Source organism: Nocardia sp. FBN12, from assembly GCF_050320175.1.
Classification (GTDB): Bacteria; Actinomycetota; Actinomycetes; order Mycobacteriales; family Mycobacteriaceae; genus Nocardia.
This window is the reverse complement of sequence record NZ_CP190048.1, coordinates 7,307,901-7,323,885: the sequence shown is the minus strand read 5'-3', so window position 1 is coordinate 7,323,885 and position 15,985 is coordinate 7,307,901. Positions and strand designations below refer to the sequence as shown.

12 protein-coding genes and 2 rRNA genes are annotated in these 15,985 nt (G+C 61.9%); all 14 read right to left on the bottom strand.

Annotated elements, in window-relative coordinates:
• Positions 1–54: 54 nt before the first annotated feature.
• A 23S ribosomal RNA gene (locus ACQHI0_RS34305) occupies positions 55–3,189 on the bottom strand.
• 338 nt (positions 3,190–3,527) lie between these two features.
• Positions 3,528–5,044, bottom strand: a 16S ribosomal RNA gene (locus ACQHI0_RS34300).
• Together the 16S and 23S rRNA genes form the textbook arrangement of a ribosomal RNA operon.
• Positions 5,045–5,488: 444 nt before the next feature.
• A complete protein-coding gene (murA, locus tag ACQHI0_RS34295) occupies positions 5,489–6,769 on the bottom strand; it encodes a UDP-N-acetylglucosamine 1-carboxyvinyltransferase (protein ID WP_427905815.1) in 1,281 nt (426 codons plus the stop codon).
• Positions 6,770–6,860: 91 nt separating this feature from the next.
• Entirely contained in the window at positions 6,861–7,439 is a 579-nt protein-coding gene (locus ACQHI0_RS34290; protein WP_427905814.1) for a cob(I)yrinic acid a,c-diamide adenosyltransferase, read from the bottom strand.
• Entirely contained in the window at positions 7,436–7,864 is a 429-nt protein-coding gene (locus ACQHI0_RS34285) for a DUF2550 domain-containing protein (RefSeq protein WP_266296152.1), read from the bottom strand. Before ACQHI0_RS34285 ends, ACQHI0_RS34290 begins: the two co-directional genes overlap by 4 nt.
• Positions 7,865–8,050: 186 nt before the next feature.
• The gene (locus ACQHI0_RS34280; RefSeq protein ID WP_427905813.1) at positions 8,051–8,428 is read right to left on the bottom strand and encodes a F0F1 ATP synthase subunit epsilon; all 378 of its coding nucleotides are present in this window, start codon (positions 8,426–8,428) and stop codon (positions 8,051–8,053) included.
• A 6-nt stretch (positions 8,429–8,434) separates the two neighbouring features.
• Positions 8,435–9,883, bottom strand: a complete 1,449-nt coding sequence (gene atpD / locus ACQHI0_RS34275; protein WP_056817894.1) for a F0F1 ATP synthase subunit beta — start codon at positions 9,881–9,883, stop codon at positions 8,435–8,437.
• Between the two features lie 25 nt (positions 9,884–9,908).
• Positions 9,909–10,880 (bottom strand): F0F1 ATP synthase subunit gamma, encoded by a 972-nt coding sequence (locus ACQHI0_RS34270; RefSeq protein ID WP_427905812.1) that lies wholly within the window; start codon positions 10,878–10,880, stop codon positions 9,909–9,911.
• Positions 10,881–10,938: 58 nt separating this feature from the next.
• Positions 10,939–12,579, bottom strand: a complete 1,641-nt coding sequence (gene atpA, locus ACQHI0_RS34265; protein ID WP_101464193.1) for a F0F1 ATP synthase subunit alpha — start codon at positions 12,577–12,579, stop codon at positions 10,939–10,941.
• A 67-nt stretch (positions 12,580–12,646) separates the two neighbouring features.
• A complete protein-coding gene (locus tag ACQHI0_RS34260; RefSeq protein ID WP_427905811.1) occupies positions 12,647–13,459 on the bottom strand; it encodes a F0F1 ATP synthase subunit delta in 813 nt (270 codons plus the stop codon).
• 19 nt (positions 13,460–13,478) lie between these two features.
• On the bottom strand, positions 13,479–14,036 hold the full coding sequence (locus ACQHI0_RS34255) for a F0F1 ATP synthase subunit B (protein ID WP_427905810.1): 558 nt from the start codon (positions 14,034–14,036) through the stop codon (positions 13,479–13,481).
• A gap of 5 nt (positions 14,037–14,041) precedes the next feature.
• Entirely contained in the window at positions 14,042–14,290 is a 249-nt protein-coding gene (locus ACQHI0_RS34250) for an ATP synthase F0 subunit C (RefSeq protein ID WP_056817903.1), read from the bottom strand.
• A gap of 72 nt (positions 14,291–14,362) precedes the next feature.
• Positions 14,363–15,217: a F0F1 ATP synthase subunit A gene (gene atpB, locus ACQHI0_RS34245; RefSeq protein WP_427905809.1), complete on the bottom strand. Its 855-nt coding sequence runs from the start codon at positions 15,215–15,217 to the stop codon at positions 14,363–14,365.
• Positions 15,218–15,503: 286 nt separating this feature from the next.
• Positions 15,504–15,962 (bottom strand): hypothetical protein, encoded by a 459-nt coding sequence (locus ACQHI0_RS34240; RefSeq protein ID WP_427905808.1) that lies wholly within the window; start codon positions 15,960–15,962, stop codon positions 15,504–15,506.
• Between the last annotated feature and the right edge of the window lie 23 nt (positions 15,963–15,985).

The window sequence follows — 15,985 nt, the reverse complement described above, 5'->3', positions numbered from 1 at the left end:
GTGTGCTGCAGTGTCTGTTGTTTCAGAAACCGCACAGTGGACGCGTAACACCTTTGTAGTAAGCCCTCGGCCTATTAGTACCAGTCACCTACACCAGTTACCTGGCTTCCAATTCTGGCCTATCAACCCCATGGTCTGTAGGGGGCCTTAACCCATCAAGTGGGAGAGAAACCTCATCTTGGAACAGGCTTCCCGCTTAGATGCTTTCAGCGGTTATCCCTTCCGAACGTAGCCAACCAGCAGTGCTCCTGGCGGAACAACTGGCACACCAGAGGTTCGTCCGTCCCGGTCCTCTCGTACTAGGGACAGCCTTCCTCAAGTTTCTTACGCGCGCGGCGGATAGAGACCGAACTGTCTCACGACGTTCTAAACCCAGCTCGCGTGCCGCTTTAATGGGCGAACAGCCCAACCCTTGGGACCTACTCCAGCCCCAGGATGCGACGAGCCGACATCGAGGTGCCAAACCATCCCGTCGATATGGACTCTTGGGGAAGATCAGCCTGTTATCCCCGGGGTACCTTTTATCCGTTGAGCGACACCGCTTCCACTTGCCGGTGCCGGATCACTAGTCCCGACTTTCGTCCCTGCTCGACCTGTCAGTCTCACAGTCAAGCTCCCTTGTGCACTTGCACTCAACACCTGATTGCCAACCAGGCTGAGGGAACCTTTGGGCGCCTCCGTTACATTTTGGGAGGCAACCGCCCCAGTTAAACTACCCACCAGGCACTGTCCCTGAACCAGATCATGGTCCGAGGTTAGAAGTCCAATACGATCAGAGTGGTATTTCAACGACGACTCCCACAACACTAGCGTGCCGCTTTCACAGTCTCCCACCTATCCTACACAAACCGTACCGAACACCAATACCAAGCTATAGTGAAGGTCCCGGGGTCTTTTCGTCCTGCCGCGCGTAACGAGCATCTTTACTCGTAATGCAATTTCGCCGAGTCTGTGGTTGAGACAGCAGAGAAGTCGTTACGCCATTCGTGCAGGTCGGAACTTACCCGACAAGGAATTTCGCTACCTTAGGATGGTTATAGTTACCACCGCCGTTTACCGGGGCTTAAATTCTCAGCTTCGCGGACAAAGTCCGCTAACCGGTCCTCTTAACCTTCCGGCACCGGGCAGGCGTCAGTCCGTATACATCGTCTTACGACTTCGCACGGACCTGTGTTTTTAGTAAACAGTCGCTTCTCTCTGGTCTCTGCGACCTTCCCCAGCTCTGAGTGCAAGACTCGTCACCAGGGCAGGTCCCCCTTCTCCCGAAGTTACGGGGGCATTTTGCCGAGTTCCTTAACCACAGTTCTCTCGATCGCCTTAGTATTCTCTACCTGACCACCTGTGTCGGTTTGGGGTACGGGCCGTGTACCAGCTCGCTAGAGGCTTTTCTCGGCAGCATAGGATCACTGAATTCCCCTCAACGGGTACGCATCACGTCTCAGGATATGTGTGTGACGGATTTGCCTATCACACTCCCTACACGCTTACACCAGGTATTCCATCACCTGGCCCAGCTACCTTCCTGCGTCACCCCATCGCTTACCTACTACAACCGGGGTCCTGTGCAGCAATCATCCCTCTCACCCGAAGGCTCGATAAGACAACATTTGGACAGTTAGCACAACTGATTCAGCATTGGGCGCGGATACACGGGTACGGGAATATCAACCCGTTGTCCATCGACTACGCCTGTCGGCCTCGCCTTAGGTCCCGACTCACCCTGGGCGGATTAACCTGGCCCAGGAACCCTTGGTCATTCGGCGGACGAGTTTCTCACTCGTCTTTCGCTACTCATGCCTGCATTCTCACTCCCGTGGCCTCCACAGCTAGTTCACACTGCTGCTTCCACGGCCACAGGACGCTCCCCTACCCATCCACACACCTGGCCCTGCACGAATGCAGGACGGGTTATTGTGTGAATGCCGCGGCTTCGGCGGTGTACTTGAGCCCCGCTACATTGTCGGCGCAGGATCACTTGACCAGTGAGCTATTACGCACTCTTTCAAGGGTGGCTGCTTCTAAGCCAACCTCCTGGTTGTCTAAGCGACCCCACATCCTTTTCCACTTAGTACACGCTTAGGGGCCTTAGCCGGCGATCTGGGCTGTTTCCCTCTCGACTACGAAGCTTATCCCCCGCAGTCTCACTGCCACGCTCTCACACACCGGCATTCGGAGTTTGGCTGACTTCGGTAAGCTTGTAGGCCCCCTAGGCCATCCAGTAGCTCTACCTCCGATGTGAAACACGTGACGCTGCACCTAAATGCATTTCGGGGAGAACCAGCTATCACGGAGTTTGATTGGCCTTTCACCCCTACCCACAGCTCATCCCCTCAGTTTTCAACCTAAGTGGGTTCGGGCCTCCACGACGTCTTACCGTCGCTTCACCCTGGCCATGGGTAGATCACTCCGCTTCGGGTCCATAATGTGCGACTGAATTTCGCCCTATTCAGACTCGCTTTCGCTACGGCTACCCCTCAACGGGTTAACCTCGCCACACACCGATGACTCGCAGGCTCATTCTTCAAAAGGCACGCCATCACCCCACACACTCGAAAGTGGAGGGCTTTGACGGATTGTAAGCGCACGGTTTCAGGTACTATTTCACTCCCCTCCCGGGGTACTTTTCACCTTTCCCTCACGGTACTAGTCCGCTATCGGTCACCAGGGAGTATTCAGGCTTACCGGGTGGTCCCGGCAGATTCACAGCAGATTTCACGGGCCCGCTGCTACTCGGGAGACATCCACAACAGCCAAGAAGTTTTCGTTTACCGGACTATCACCGTCTATGGCAGGCCGTTCCAGACCACTTCAACTAACCACTTGGTTTCTTACTGTTGCTCGACTCGGCAGAGTCGAGAAGAATGTTCCCACTACCCCAACCAGACAACGACTGCCGTCTATCACATCTGATTGGTTTAGCCTCATCCGCTTTCGCTCGCCACTACTCACGGAATCACTGTTGTTTTCTCTTCCTGTGGGTACTGAGATGTTTCACTTCCCCACGTTCCCTCCACACACCCTATATATTCAGATGCGGGTAACACGACATCACTCGTGCTGGGTTTCCCCATTCGGAAATCCTCGGATCTCAGCTCGGTTGACAGCTCCCCGAGGCTTATCGCAGCCTCCTACGTCCTTCATCGGCTCCTGGTGCCAAGGCATCCACCGTACGCTCTTAAACACTTACTAACAAAGATGCTCGCGTCCACTGTGCAGTTCTCAAACAACACACCCGCACCGGATTGATTTCCTGACCTACTCACCAACCCGAAGGTTGCCAGCGGTTTCGAAGGAGATCCGAGCGGATCGTTTGTTTTGCCTTGAAAAAACACTTTCGCGTGTTCTTTCAGGACCCAATAGTGTGTCGGTATACCCATCGCGGTCGAAGACATTGCTTCGACCGAATGCGATGAAAGTTGTCAGTGTTCCACCCATGAGCTCCAGCCGGACCACGAATGGGTCCGAAACTGTCTCTGCCAGCAGCGATCTCGACTCTTCGAGACGCTCACTGGAGAAGTGCTCCTTAGAAAGGAGGTGATCCAGCCGCACCTTCCGGTACGGCTACCTTGTTACGACTTCGTCCCAATCGCCGATCCCACCTTCGACGGCTCCCTCCACAAGGGTTAGGCCACCGGCTTCGGGTGTTACCGACTTTCATGACGTGACGGGCGGTGTGTACAAGGCCCGGGAACGTATTCACCGCAGCGTTGCTGATCTGCGATTACTAGCGACTCCAACTTCACGGGGTCGAGTTGCAGACCCCGATCCGAACTGAGACCGGCTTTAAGGGATTCGCTCCACCTCGCGGTATCGCAGCCCTCTGTACCGGCCATTGTAGCATGTGTGAAGCCCTGGACATAAGGGGCATGATGACTTGACGTCGTCCCCACCTTCCTCCGAGTTGACCCCGGCAGTCTCTCACGAGTCCCCGCCATTACGCGCTGGCAACATAAGATAAGGGTTGCGCTCGTTGCGGGACTTAACCCAACATCTCACGACACGAGCTGACGACAGCCATGCACCACCTGTACACCGACCACAAGGGGGCCTACATCTCTGCAGGTTTCCGGTGTATGTCAAACCCAGGTAAGGTTCTTCGCGTTGCATCGAATTAATCCACATGCTCCGCCGCTTGTGCGGGCCCCCGTCAATTCCTTTGAGTTTTAGCCTTGCGGCCGTACTCCCCAGGCGGGGTACTTAATGCGTTAGCTACGGCACGGATCCCGTGGAAGGAAACCCACACCTAGTACCCACCGTTTACGGCATGGACTACCAGGGTATCTAATCCTGTTTGCTACCCATGCTTTCGCTTCTCAGCGTCAGTTACTTCCCAGAGACCCGCCTTCGCCACCGGTGTTCCTCCTGATATCTGCGCATTTCACCGCTACACCAGGAATTCCAGTCTCCCCTGAAGTACTCTAGTCTGCCCGTATCCCCTGCAAGCTTAAGGTTGAGCCCCAAGTTTTCACAGAAGACGCGACAGACCGCCTACAAGCTCTTTACGCCCAGTAATTCCGGACAACGCTCGCACCCTACGTATTACCGCGGCTGCTGGCACGTAGTTGGCCGGTGCTTCTTCTACAGGTACCGTCACTTGCGCTTCGTCCCTGTCGAAAGGGGTTTACAACCCGAAGGCCGTCATCCCCCACGCGGCGTCGCTGCATCAGGCTTTCGCCCATTGTGCAATATTCCCCACTGCTGCCTCCCGTAGGAGTCTGGGCCGTGTCTCAGTCCCAGTGTGGCCGGTCACCCTCTCAGGTCGGCTACCCGTCGTCGCCTTGGTAGGCCGTTACCCCACCAACAAGCTGATAGGCCGCGGGCCCATCCTGTACCGATAAATCTTTCCACCACCGACCATGCGATCGGTGGTCATATCCGGTATTAGACCCAGTTTCCCAGGCTTATCCCGAAGTACAGGGCAGATCACCCACGTGTTACTCACCCGTTCGCCGCTCGTGTACCCCGAAGGGCCTTACCGCTCGACTTGCATGTGTTAAGCACGCCGCCAGCGTTCGTCCTGAGCCAGGATCAAACTCTCCGTTGAAGACTCTCGAAAACACCCCGAAGGGCGCAATCAAAATTATCTAACTAGAGTCCGAAAACCTAGCAAAGCCAAACACCAGCAAAAAAGATTCGCTGTTGTTTTCAATGTCCAACTCTCATGACCGGGGGGTACATGAGAAGTTGGCACCAATAATAATTATTGGCACTGACATTCATCGACACACTATTGAGTTCTCAAAGAACACACGCACACACTTCTACCCACGACTTCTCGGAGGGGTTTCGGTGAGGCAAGGGTTCGTACTTTAGCTCAGAAGGCTCATCGGAAGCAAGTCCCGAAGAGGTAACCCTGAACACATGATCAGTCAGGCGCTCAACGTCCTACCTCGTGTCCGAGCCAGTGGCTCAGTCGGCGTCCGTGTCGCTCTGACTCGAATAAAGTTACGCACCGACCAACACGAAGTCAAATCGGCTGGTCAGCACCCTATTTCGGCGTATCGACCCGTTCGACCTGTCCCCCGAGCGCCTGCATCTGCTCGACGAACCGGGGGTAGCCACGGTCGATGTGATAGACGTCGTGCACTTCGGTGACGCCATCGGCGACCAGGCCGGCCAGCACCAGGCCCGCACCCGCGCGGATGTCGGACGACCAGACCGGCGCACTCGACAACCGCGGGATGCCACGGACCACCGCATGGTGACCATCGGTCCGGGCGTCGGAGCCGAGCCGGATCATCTCCTCGACGAAACGGAACCGTGCTTCGAAGACGTTCTCGGTGATCATCGACGTGCCATCCGCGATCGCGGCCAGGCCGATGGCCATCGGCTGCAGGTCGGTCGGGAAACCGGGGAACGGCAGCGTCGCGAAGTTCACCGCGCGCGGACGCTCGGCCTGCACGACCCGGAAACCGTTGGGCTCGTAGGAGATTCGCGCGCCGGCCGAACGCAACTTGTCCAGCACCAGGGCCAGGTGCTTCGGGTTGACACCGGTGACCCGGACGTCGCCGGTGGTCATCGCCGCGGCGATTCCCCAGGTGGCGGCGACGATGCGGTCGCCGATCACCCGGTGGGTGGTGGGCGAGAGGCTCTTGACGCCCTGCACGGTGAGCACGGAGGAACCGGCACCGTCGATCTGCGCACCCATTTGCACGAGCATGGTGCACAGGTCGACGATGTCGGGCTCGCGCGCCGCATTGTCGATGACCGTCTCCCCCTCGGCCAGGACCGCGGCCATCAGGATGTTCTCGGTCGCGCCCACCGACGGGAAGTCGAGGCGGATCCGCGCGCCCTGCAGCTGTTCGGCCGACGCCACGACGCAACCGTGCTCGATCGCGCTGGTCGCACCGAGCAGGCGAAGGCCCGCCTGGTGCATATCCAGCGGACGCGATCCGATCGCGTCACCACCAGGCAGCGCCACCACGGCACGTTTGCAGCGCGCCATCAGCGGACCGAGCACACACACCGAGGCGCGGAACTGGGTCACCGCGGGGAAATCCGCGTGGTACTTGGGCTCGGCCGGGGTATCGATCGTCACCACCGAGTTGTCGCCGCTGACGTCGTCGGAGATCGTCACATCGCAGCCGAGGCCGCGCAGCACCTCCGCCATCAGGGGGACATCGAGGATGTCGGGGCAGTTGGTGATGGTGGTCGTGCCCTCGGCCAGCAACGAGGCAGCCATCAGCTTCAGCACGCTGTTCTTCGCGCCGCCGACCGCGACCTCGCCGACGAGTCGATTGCCGCCGGAGACCAGAAACCGTTCGCTCACGAGGTCAGCTTATCGACCGTCGCGCGGTGACACGCCCCCCTGGCACGAAAGAACAGGAAACCGGCCGATTCTCCGCGCCGGAGAGCCGGTTTCAGCGTGGGAGGCCGCCGCCGGGCTGCCACAGCACATCGCCGGCGGGATTGGTCGCCCGGCTGAGGATGAACAGCAGGTCCGACAGTCGATTCAGGTATTTCGCGGGCAGCACGCTGGTGTCGTCGGGGTGCGAATCGACGGCCGCCCACGCGGATCGCTCGGCTCGGCGCACCACGGTTCGCGCTGTGTGCAACAACGCAGCCAACGGCGTGCCGCCGGGCAGAATGAACGAATTCAGCGGTGCCAGACCGTCGTTGAACTCGTCACACCACTTCTCGAGCCGGTCGATATAGGGCTCGGTGATGCGCAGCGGCGGGTACTTCGGCTCGGCGACAACCGGGGTGGACAGATCGGCGCCCGCGTCGAACAGATCGTTCTGGATCTGGCGCAACACCGCCAGCACATCGGGTTCGGGCGCACCGAGGGCAACGGCGACACCGAGGGCCGCGTTCGCCTCGTCGCAGTCGGCGTAGGCGATCAGCCGTGGATCGTTCTTGGCCACGCGGGAGAAATCGCTGAGGCCGGTGGTTCCGTCGTCACCCGTACGGGTGTAGATCCGGGTCAGGTGCACGCTCACGACGGGCCTCCACGAGTACGGCGGGCGCGATCCGATGGTCGCGACTCCACCCAGGACAGAAAAGCCGCCATCGAACCGCGGTCGAGCGCGAGCTCGAAACTGCTGTGCGGATCGGTGACGGCTACCACCACGATGTCATCGGTCATGATGTCGAATTCGTCGCCCTGCGGCGCTCGGCGCTCGACTATTTCGAGGCCTTGCCGATGCACCGTGGAATCGGGACCGAATTTCAGGCTGGTCAGTTTGAAGAATACGAGGCGATCCTCGTCGTAGCGAATGAGCCCGTGCCGCCAGCCTTGGCCGCCGCGCGCGGGCAGTGCGCGTAGGAGCGCGGCTGTGCCCCCTCGACGCAGCATCACCAGGCGATAGGTCGAGGCTCCGGCTACGAACACGAGCGTCAGCACCAGAATGATCAGGAGAACCATCCCGGTTTGCAATGCCGTACGCCCTTTCGCTCTTGCCGGTGTCCAAGACACCCCTGCTCCCCCATTCAATCACGCTCGCTCAGGCACAAACCGGGCGGACCGCTTTTCCCCTTGAAAAGGCCCGGTAAACAACTCTGCCGGCGAGGAACCGAAGTTCCTCGCCGGCAGAGAGCCGTACAACTGCTGTCAGTCGGTGACGGTCGCTTCGACCGCACGCACCTGGCCCTTGGCCGCACGCAGCTCCACCTCGGTGGCGCTCGCGTCGCTCAGCACCTTGCGCGCCGCGTCGACGTCGACCTCGCCCGCGAGATCCGCGGACTCGGCCAGCACCCGCACGGTGTCGGCGGTAACCGAGAAGAAGCCGCCGTGCACCGCGGCGACGATCCGCTCGCCGTCGGTCGACACGATGGAAACCGTGCCGCCCTCGACGAGCTGACCGAGCAGCGGCTCGTGGCCTGCCATGATGCCGATCTGACCCTCGGTGGTCTGCGCGCTGACGAACGAAGCCTGGCCGGACCAGATCTTGCGCTCGACAGCTACGAGATCAACTGTCATCTCCGCCATAGTGGACTACTTCCCGAGGATCTTCTTCGCGGCTGCCTCGACGTCGTCGAGACCACCGCAGGAGTTGAACGCCTGCTCCGGGTAGTGGTCGAACTCGCCCTTGCAGACACGGTCGAAGTCGTCGATGGTCTGTTCCAGCGGAACGACCGAGCCGACCTGGCCGGTGAACTTCTCGGCGACGATGAAGTTCTGACCGAGGAACTTCTCCAGGCGACGGGCGCGACCGACGAGGACCTTGTCCTCTTCGGAGAGCTCGTCCATGCCGAGGATGGCGATGATGTCCTGCAGTTCCTTGTACTTCTGCAGGATCCGCTTGACCTCGTTGGCGACCCGGAAGTGGCGCTCGCCGACGATCGAAGCCTCGAGGATACGAGAGGTCGAGGTCAGCGGGTCGACGGCCGGGTAGATGCCCTTCTGCGAGATCGGGCGCGAAAGCTCGGTCGTCGCATCCAGGTGGGCGAAGGTGGTCGCCGGCGCCGGGTCGGTGTAGTCGTCGGCGGGGACGTAGATCGCCTGCAGCGAGGTGATCGAGCGACCCTTGGTCGAGGTGATGCGCTCCTGGAGCTGACCCATCTCGTCCGCCAGCGTCGGCTGGTAACCCACGGCCGAAGGCATACGACCCAGCAGGGTCGAGACCTCGGAACCGGCCTGGGTGAAACGGAAGATGTTGTCGATGAAGAGCAGCACGTCCTGGTGCTGGACATCGCGGAAGTACTCCGCCATGGTCAGCGCCGACAGGGCCACGCGCATACGCGTGCCCGGCGGCTCGTCCATCTGGCCGAAGACGAGGGCGGTGTCCGGAAGGACGCCCATCTCTTCCATTTCCAGACGGAGGTCGGTGCCCTCACGAGTACGCTCACCGACGCCCGCGAACACCGAGGTGCCCGAGAACTCGCGAGCGATACGGGTGATCATCTCCTGGATCAGCACGGTCTTGCCGACACCGGCACCACCGAACAGACCGATCTTGCCGCCCTTGACGTACGGGGTCAGCAGGTCGATGACCTTGACGCCGGTCTCGAGGATCTCGGTCTTGCCCTCGAGCTGGTCGAAGCTCGGCGGCTGACGGTGGATGCCCCACTGCTCGCCGTCCCGGCCGAGGCCGGGTGTGTCGAGGCAGTCACCGAGGGCGTTGAACACGTGGCCCTTGACGATGTCGCCGACGGGCACCGAGATCGGCTTGCCGGTGTCGGTGACAGTCGCGCCACGGACCAGGCCGTCGGTCGGCTGCATCGAGATGGTGCGCACGATGTTGTCGCCGAGGTGCTGAGCGACCTCGAGGGTGAGGGTCTTGGCCACCGACGGGAGCTCGATGTCGGAGTTCAGAGCGTTGAACAGCTCGGGGATGGCGCCACGCGGGAACTCGACGTCCACGACGGGGCCGATGACACGGACGACGCGTCCAGCGGTTTCGCCCGCCTTCTTCGCGTTGTCCTGAGTGACAGCTGCGGTCATTAGATTGGTTCTCTTCCTGCGCTTCTTAGTCGCGGTCCGAGCTCGACGCCAGCGCGTTGACGCCGCCGACGATTTCGCTGATTTCCTGCGTGATCTGGGCCTGACGCACCGAGTTCGCCTCGCGCTGGAGCACATTGGCCAGCTCGTTGGCGTTATCGGTCGCCGCCTTCATTGCGGTGCGCCGAGCCGCGGACTCGGATGCCGCTGCCTCGAGCAACGATGCGTAGATACGCGTGTTGATGTACTTGGGCAGCAGCGCCCCGAGTAGCACATCGGCGTCCGGCTCGAACTCGTACTGTGCCGTGGCCACCACGTTCGGCGAGTCCGACATGATGTCGTCGCCGAGCTCGTAGTTCTCGTCGACGTAGCTGACCTGGATCGGCGCCAGGCGGCGCACCTCCGGGTTCTGGGTCAGCATCGACACGAACTTGGTGTACACGATGTGCAGCTCGTCGACACCCTCGATGGTTCCGGTGCCGTCGAGCGAGGAGACCTCGCCGTCGGAGCCGGCCATGAAGGCCTCGACCAGGTGCTGGCACGCGGCCGACGCATCGGTGTACTTGGGCTGCTGGGAGAAGCCGAACCACGACGCCTGGAACGGACGGTTGCGGAACTTGTAGTACGTGATGCCCTTACTGCCCATCACGTACAGAACGGGTTCCTTGCCGTCGCCACGCAGCGTGGTCATGAGCTCTTCGGCGCGCTTGAGCACGTTCGAGTTGTAGCCACCGCACATACCGCTGTCACTGGTGATCACCAGGACAGCGGCCCGACGAGCGTTGGGACGCTCGGTCAGCAGCGGGTGCGACAGGTTCTTCGAAGCGCTCGCCAGTTCGCCGAGGACCTTGGTGATCTCCTCGGCGTACGGCTTGGCGGCCGCAACCCTGGCCTGGGCCTTGGAAATTCGCGAGGTCGCGATCAGTTCCTGAGCCTTGGTGATCTTCTTGATCGAATTCACACCACGAATGCGGGAGCGCAATTCGCGCAAACTTGCCACTAGCGGTTCACACTCCCTTCATTCGCCAGATCGGAAATTGCCGACATCATGACCCGGCTTACTTGTCGACGTGCTTGCGGGTGACCGACAGCGACTCGACCTCTTCGTGGTCCAGCTCGCCCGCGGCGGCCTCGTTCACGATGCGATTGCCGTTCGAATCGAGGAAGCCCTGCTTGAACTTGTCGGTCTCGGCCTTGATCGCGTCGGCGGCTTCGCCGGCCAGCGGCTTCTTGCCACCCTCGAGCGCGTCGAACGAGCTCTGGGTCGCGCCGTGCAGGTACTCGAGCAGCTCGGCGGTGAAGCGACGCACGTCTTCGACGGGCACCGACTCGTAGTAACCGGCGTCGACCAGGAAGATCGAGACGACCTGATCCTCGACCGAGACCGGGGAGTACTGGTCCTGCTTGAGCAGCTCGACCCAGCGGGCGCCACGCTCGAGCTGCGCCAGCGACGCGGCGTCGAGGTCGGAGGCGAAGGCGGAGAACGCCTCCAGCTCGCGGTACTGCGCCATTTCCAGACGCAGCGAACCGGCGACCTTCTTCATGGCCTTGGTCTGGGCGGCGCCACCGACACGGGAGACCGAGGTACCGACGTTGATCGCCGGTCGGACGCCCTTGTTGAACAGGTCGGACTCGAGGAAGACCTGGCCGTCGGTGATGGAGATGACGTTGGTCGGGATGAACGCCGAGACGTCGTTGGCCTTGGTCTCGATGATCGGCAGACCGGTCATCGAGCCCGCGCCCATCTCGTCGGACAGCTTCGCGCAACGCTCCAGCAGACGGGAGTGCAGGTAGAAGACGTCACCGGGGTACGCCTCGCGGCCCGGCGGACGACGCAGCAGCAGCGAGATGGCGCGGTACGCCTCGGCCTGCTTGGTCAGGTCGTCGAACACGATGAGGACGTGCTTGCCCTGGTACATCCAGTGCTGGCCGATGGCCGAACCGGTGTACGGAGCCAGCCACTTGAAGCCGGCGGAATCCGACGCGGGGGCCGCCACGATCGTGGTGTACTCCATCGCGCCGTGCTCCTCGAGCGCGGTCTTGACGCCCGCGATGGTGGAGCCCTTCTGGCCGATCGCGACGTAGATGCAGCGAACCTGCTTGTCGGCGTCGCCGGTCTCCCAGTTCGCCTTCTGGTTCAGGATCGCGTCGATCGCGACGGCAGTCTTGCCCGTCTTACGGTCGCCGATGATCAGCTGACGCTGGCCGCGGCCGATGGCCGTCAGCGCGTCGATCGCGGTGATACCGGTGGCCAGCGGCTCTTCGACCGGCTGACGCTCCAGCACGGACGCGGCCTGCAGCTCCAGCACGCGGCGCTCGTCGGACTCGATCTCGCCCAGGCCGTCGATCGGCTGGCCGAGCGGGTTGACGACGCGACCGAGGAACTTGTCACCCACGGGAACGGAGAGCACGTCGCCGGTGCGACGGACCTGCTGGCCCTCTTCCAGCGAGGCGTACTCGCCGAGAATGACGGCACCGATGTTGGTGTCCTCGAGGTTCAGCGCGACGCCGAGAACCCCGCCGGGGAACTCGAGCAGCTCGTTGGCCATCGCCGAAGGCAGGCCACTGACGTGGGCGATACCGTCGCCGGTATCGGTCACGACGCCGACTTCTTCGATGGAGGTTTCCGGGGTGTAGCTCTGGGTGTAGCTCTCGATCGCGCTACGGATCTCGTCGGAGGAGATCGTCAGCTCCGCCATGTTGTTCCTGCTCTCGCTGTGGTCTCGAATGTCGGGGGTCGGAAAAGTACTGCGTTGAGCGCCCTTTTCAGGACAGTGCCCGGCGCAGCTTCTCCAGTCGGCCGGTGGCGCTGCCGTCGATCACGTCGTCTCCGACGCGCACGACGACGCCGCTCAGCAGCGTCGGGTCGACCTGCACGTGCACGGTGACCGCCTTGCCGTAGATCCGCCGCAGGGAAGCCGACAGCTTCTCCTTCTGCTGATCGTTCAGCTCGACCGCCGAGTTCACGTGGGCGACGATCTGGTCACGACGGGCCGCCGCCAGATCGGACAGGGCGTCGAAGGCGACGCCGATGTTGTTGGTCCGCAGGCGGGTGACCGCCTGCTCGGCCAGCGCCAGGGTGACCGGCTCGACCTTGCCGTTGAGCAGCCGCTCGATCAGTTCGCGCCGCGCCGAGGCGGGCTTTCCCTGATCGGACAGTGCCTGCTCCAGCTTCGGGTTGTCGGCGATGATGCGTCCGAGCCGGAACAGCTCGTCCTCCACCGCGTCCTGTCGGCCACCGACGGCGGCAGACTCCAGCAGAGCCTCCTGCCCGAGCAGCACCAGGGTGTCGACCAGGTCGCGGGTGCGTGACCAGTCCTGCGCCACCGCGGTGGTCAGCACTGCCTGCGTGGCAGCGCTGACCTTGCCGCCGAAGACCCGCTCACTGAGTTCAGCGCGCGCCGAACCCGGCACCGAGGCGTCCGCGAGCGCCACACGCAGCGAACGCTGGTCGTCCAGCACGGCGACAACGGCGAACAGTTCCGACCCCGTTGTGGCCGCAACAGTTTCGCTTCCGGTCAGAGCGACCCGAAGCGCCTCGCGAGACCGGGTACTGGCCTCGCGGCTCGCTGCGTACATGCTTCTCACTTTCGCGTCGCTACCTTCCGACCCCGATGGCGTCGGTGTCGTCGAGTTCGCTGAGGAACTTGTCGATCGACGCCGCCTGCTTGGCTTCGTCCGAAACAGACTGACCGATGATCTTCTCGGCCAGGTCGACGGCCGTACGGCCGACCTCGGAACGCAGCTCCGTCAGGATCTGCTGGCGCTGGGCTTCCAGCTGGGAGTGACCGGCGGCGACGATACGGTCGCTTTCGGCCTGGGCATCCGTGCGCATCTGCGCGAGGATCTGCTGACCCTGGGTGCGTGCTTCCTCACGGATGCGCGCGGCCTCGAGCCGGGCGTCGGCGAGCTGCTGCTGGTACTGCTCCAGCGTCTGCTGTGCCTCGGCCTGGGCTGCTTCGGCCCTGGCGATACCGCCTTCGATCTTGTCTGTGCGCTCTTCGAGTGTCTTGGTCACACGCGGGATCACGTATTTCCAGAAGAGCACGCCGATGATGACGACGCAGACGATCGACCAGACGATGTCGTACGTTGCGGGAACGAGAGGATTCACATCCTCTCCACCCTCAGCTGCGAGCGTGATGAGTTCGCGCATCGGAATCAGAAGATGAAGCCGGCGACGAGGCCGATCAGCGCCAGGGCCTCGGTGAACGCGATACCGAGGAACATGGTGGTACGGATCTGGCCGGACAGCTCGGGCTGACGAGCGATGCCCTCGATGGCCTTACCGACGACGATACCCACGCCGATGCCGGGGCCGATCGCGGCCAGACCGTAGCCGATGGCGCCGAAGCCCTTGAAGGTGCTCTCGGTGGTCGCGGCTTCCTGGGCCAGGTAAGCGAGGCTCATGAATCTTTCCCTTTCTGTTGCTCACCCGCCGGTCGGCGTGTGTAGCAGGTTTCCGGTCGTTGGTCGGTCAGGTCAGTGGTCGGCAGCGTGCTGCGACTGGCCGATGTACACGGCGGTCAGCAGCGCGAAAACGTAGGCCTGCAGGAAGATCACCAGCAGCTCGAAGAGCGTGAAGCCGATGCCGGCCAGCAGCGAGAACGGCGAGAAGACCTTCATCCACGCGGCGGCGTCGAACAGGAAGTACCAGGTCGCGCTGAAGAACAGCACCAGCATGATGTGGCCGGCCAGCATGTTGGCCAACAAACGCACGGTGAGCGTGAACGGGCGCAGGATGAAGGTCGAGATGAACTCGATCGGGATCAGCAGCAGGTGCAGCGCGACCGGCACGTCGGGCACGACGATGCTGTGGCGGATGTAGGAGAAGAACCCGTACTTCCGAATGCCGACGTAGTTGTAGGCGATATAGACGATCGCGGCCAGGACCAGCGGCATGCCGATGCGCGCATTGGACGAGATGTTCAACCCGGGAATCACACCGGAGAAGTTCAGGAACAGAACCGTGAAGAAGATCGTCGCGAGCAGCGGGAGGAACTTCTTGCCGGTTTCCTTACCGAGAACCTCGTCGGCGATCTGCTCCTTGACGAAAACCACACCGGCTTCCATCACGTTCTGCAGGCCGCGCGGCACGATCTTCGGCGAGCGGAAAGCCAGCACGAAGACGGCCACCAATACGGCGGTCATCAGCAGTCGGACCAGCATCAGGCGATCGAGTTCGAACGGCGTCCCCGCGAACAGCACTGCTGGAGGGTAGAAGTCGGACAGCGATGGCGCGTGAAACTCGCCCGCCGCCAAAGTGATGACGCTCAGCGTTCTCTCCCGTGTTCGGGCCGCAGGTACGACTGTCATTCCCGCGGTTCGATCGGACATTGACGATCAATGGGGTCGACTCTGGTCGGCTCGAAATTCGACAGCCGCTCGTACGGTGTAACCCGTATCGGCTTCTGTTCGGGCGTCGGCGACATCGTCGACATGCTTCAACCGGGCACATTCCACCCGGATCGGCAGTAAGCATAGCGGCACCGGGTGGGATCTCGATGATCCCCCCTGGTAACTCGAGGCATAGCCCCGAGTTTGTCGGGCCGAGCCTCTAGCTTGGGTGCTTGCTTACCAACACTTTACCAAGCTATCTACGACAGTGCGTAGCTGGGTGGGATTATTCCTGCTCGGAAGCCGTTTCGCCGTCTCCCGCGCGTGTCGTGACGTACGGAACCTTCTGGCTCACAACGCCGTACGTCTCCGCACCGAGAACGATCAGCAGGGCTCCTACCACCGTAAAGAACAGCGCGGGCCTGCTGTAGAAGTCGAATTGGTTGAGCACCACGATCACCAGCAGCGCCACCAGCATCTTGCCGACCCAGCTGACCAGCATCACCGCGCCGGCCATGGTCGGCGGCAGCTTCGCGCCCAGCAGCACCGCGACGACCGTGGTGAGGATGAACCCACCACCGATCGCGGCGCCGAGCAGCGCGCCCCACACCCCGGGCATTCCGGCCACCGCGGCGGCGATCGCCACCGAGACGACGACGAGCACGCCGAGGCCGATCAGGCCGTAGCGCAGCGCGGCGCGCAGAGGGGCATCAGGGCCTGGCACGGTTTCGGGTGTAAAGCTCACGGCCCGAACTTTACCTTGCGCGC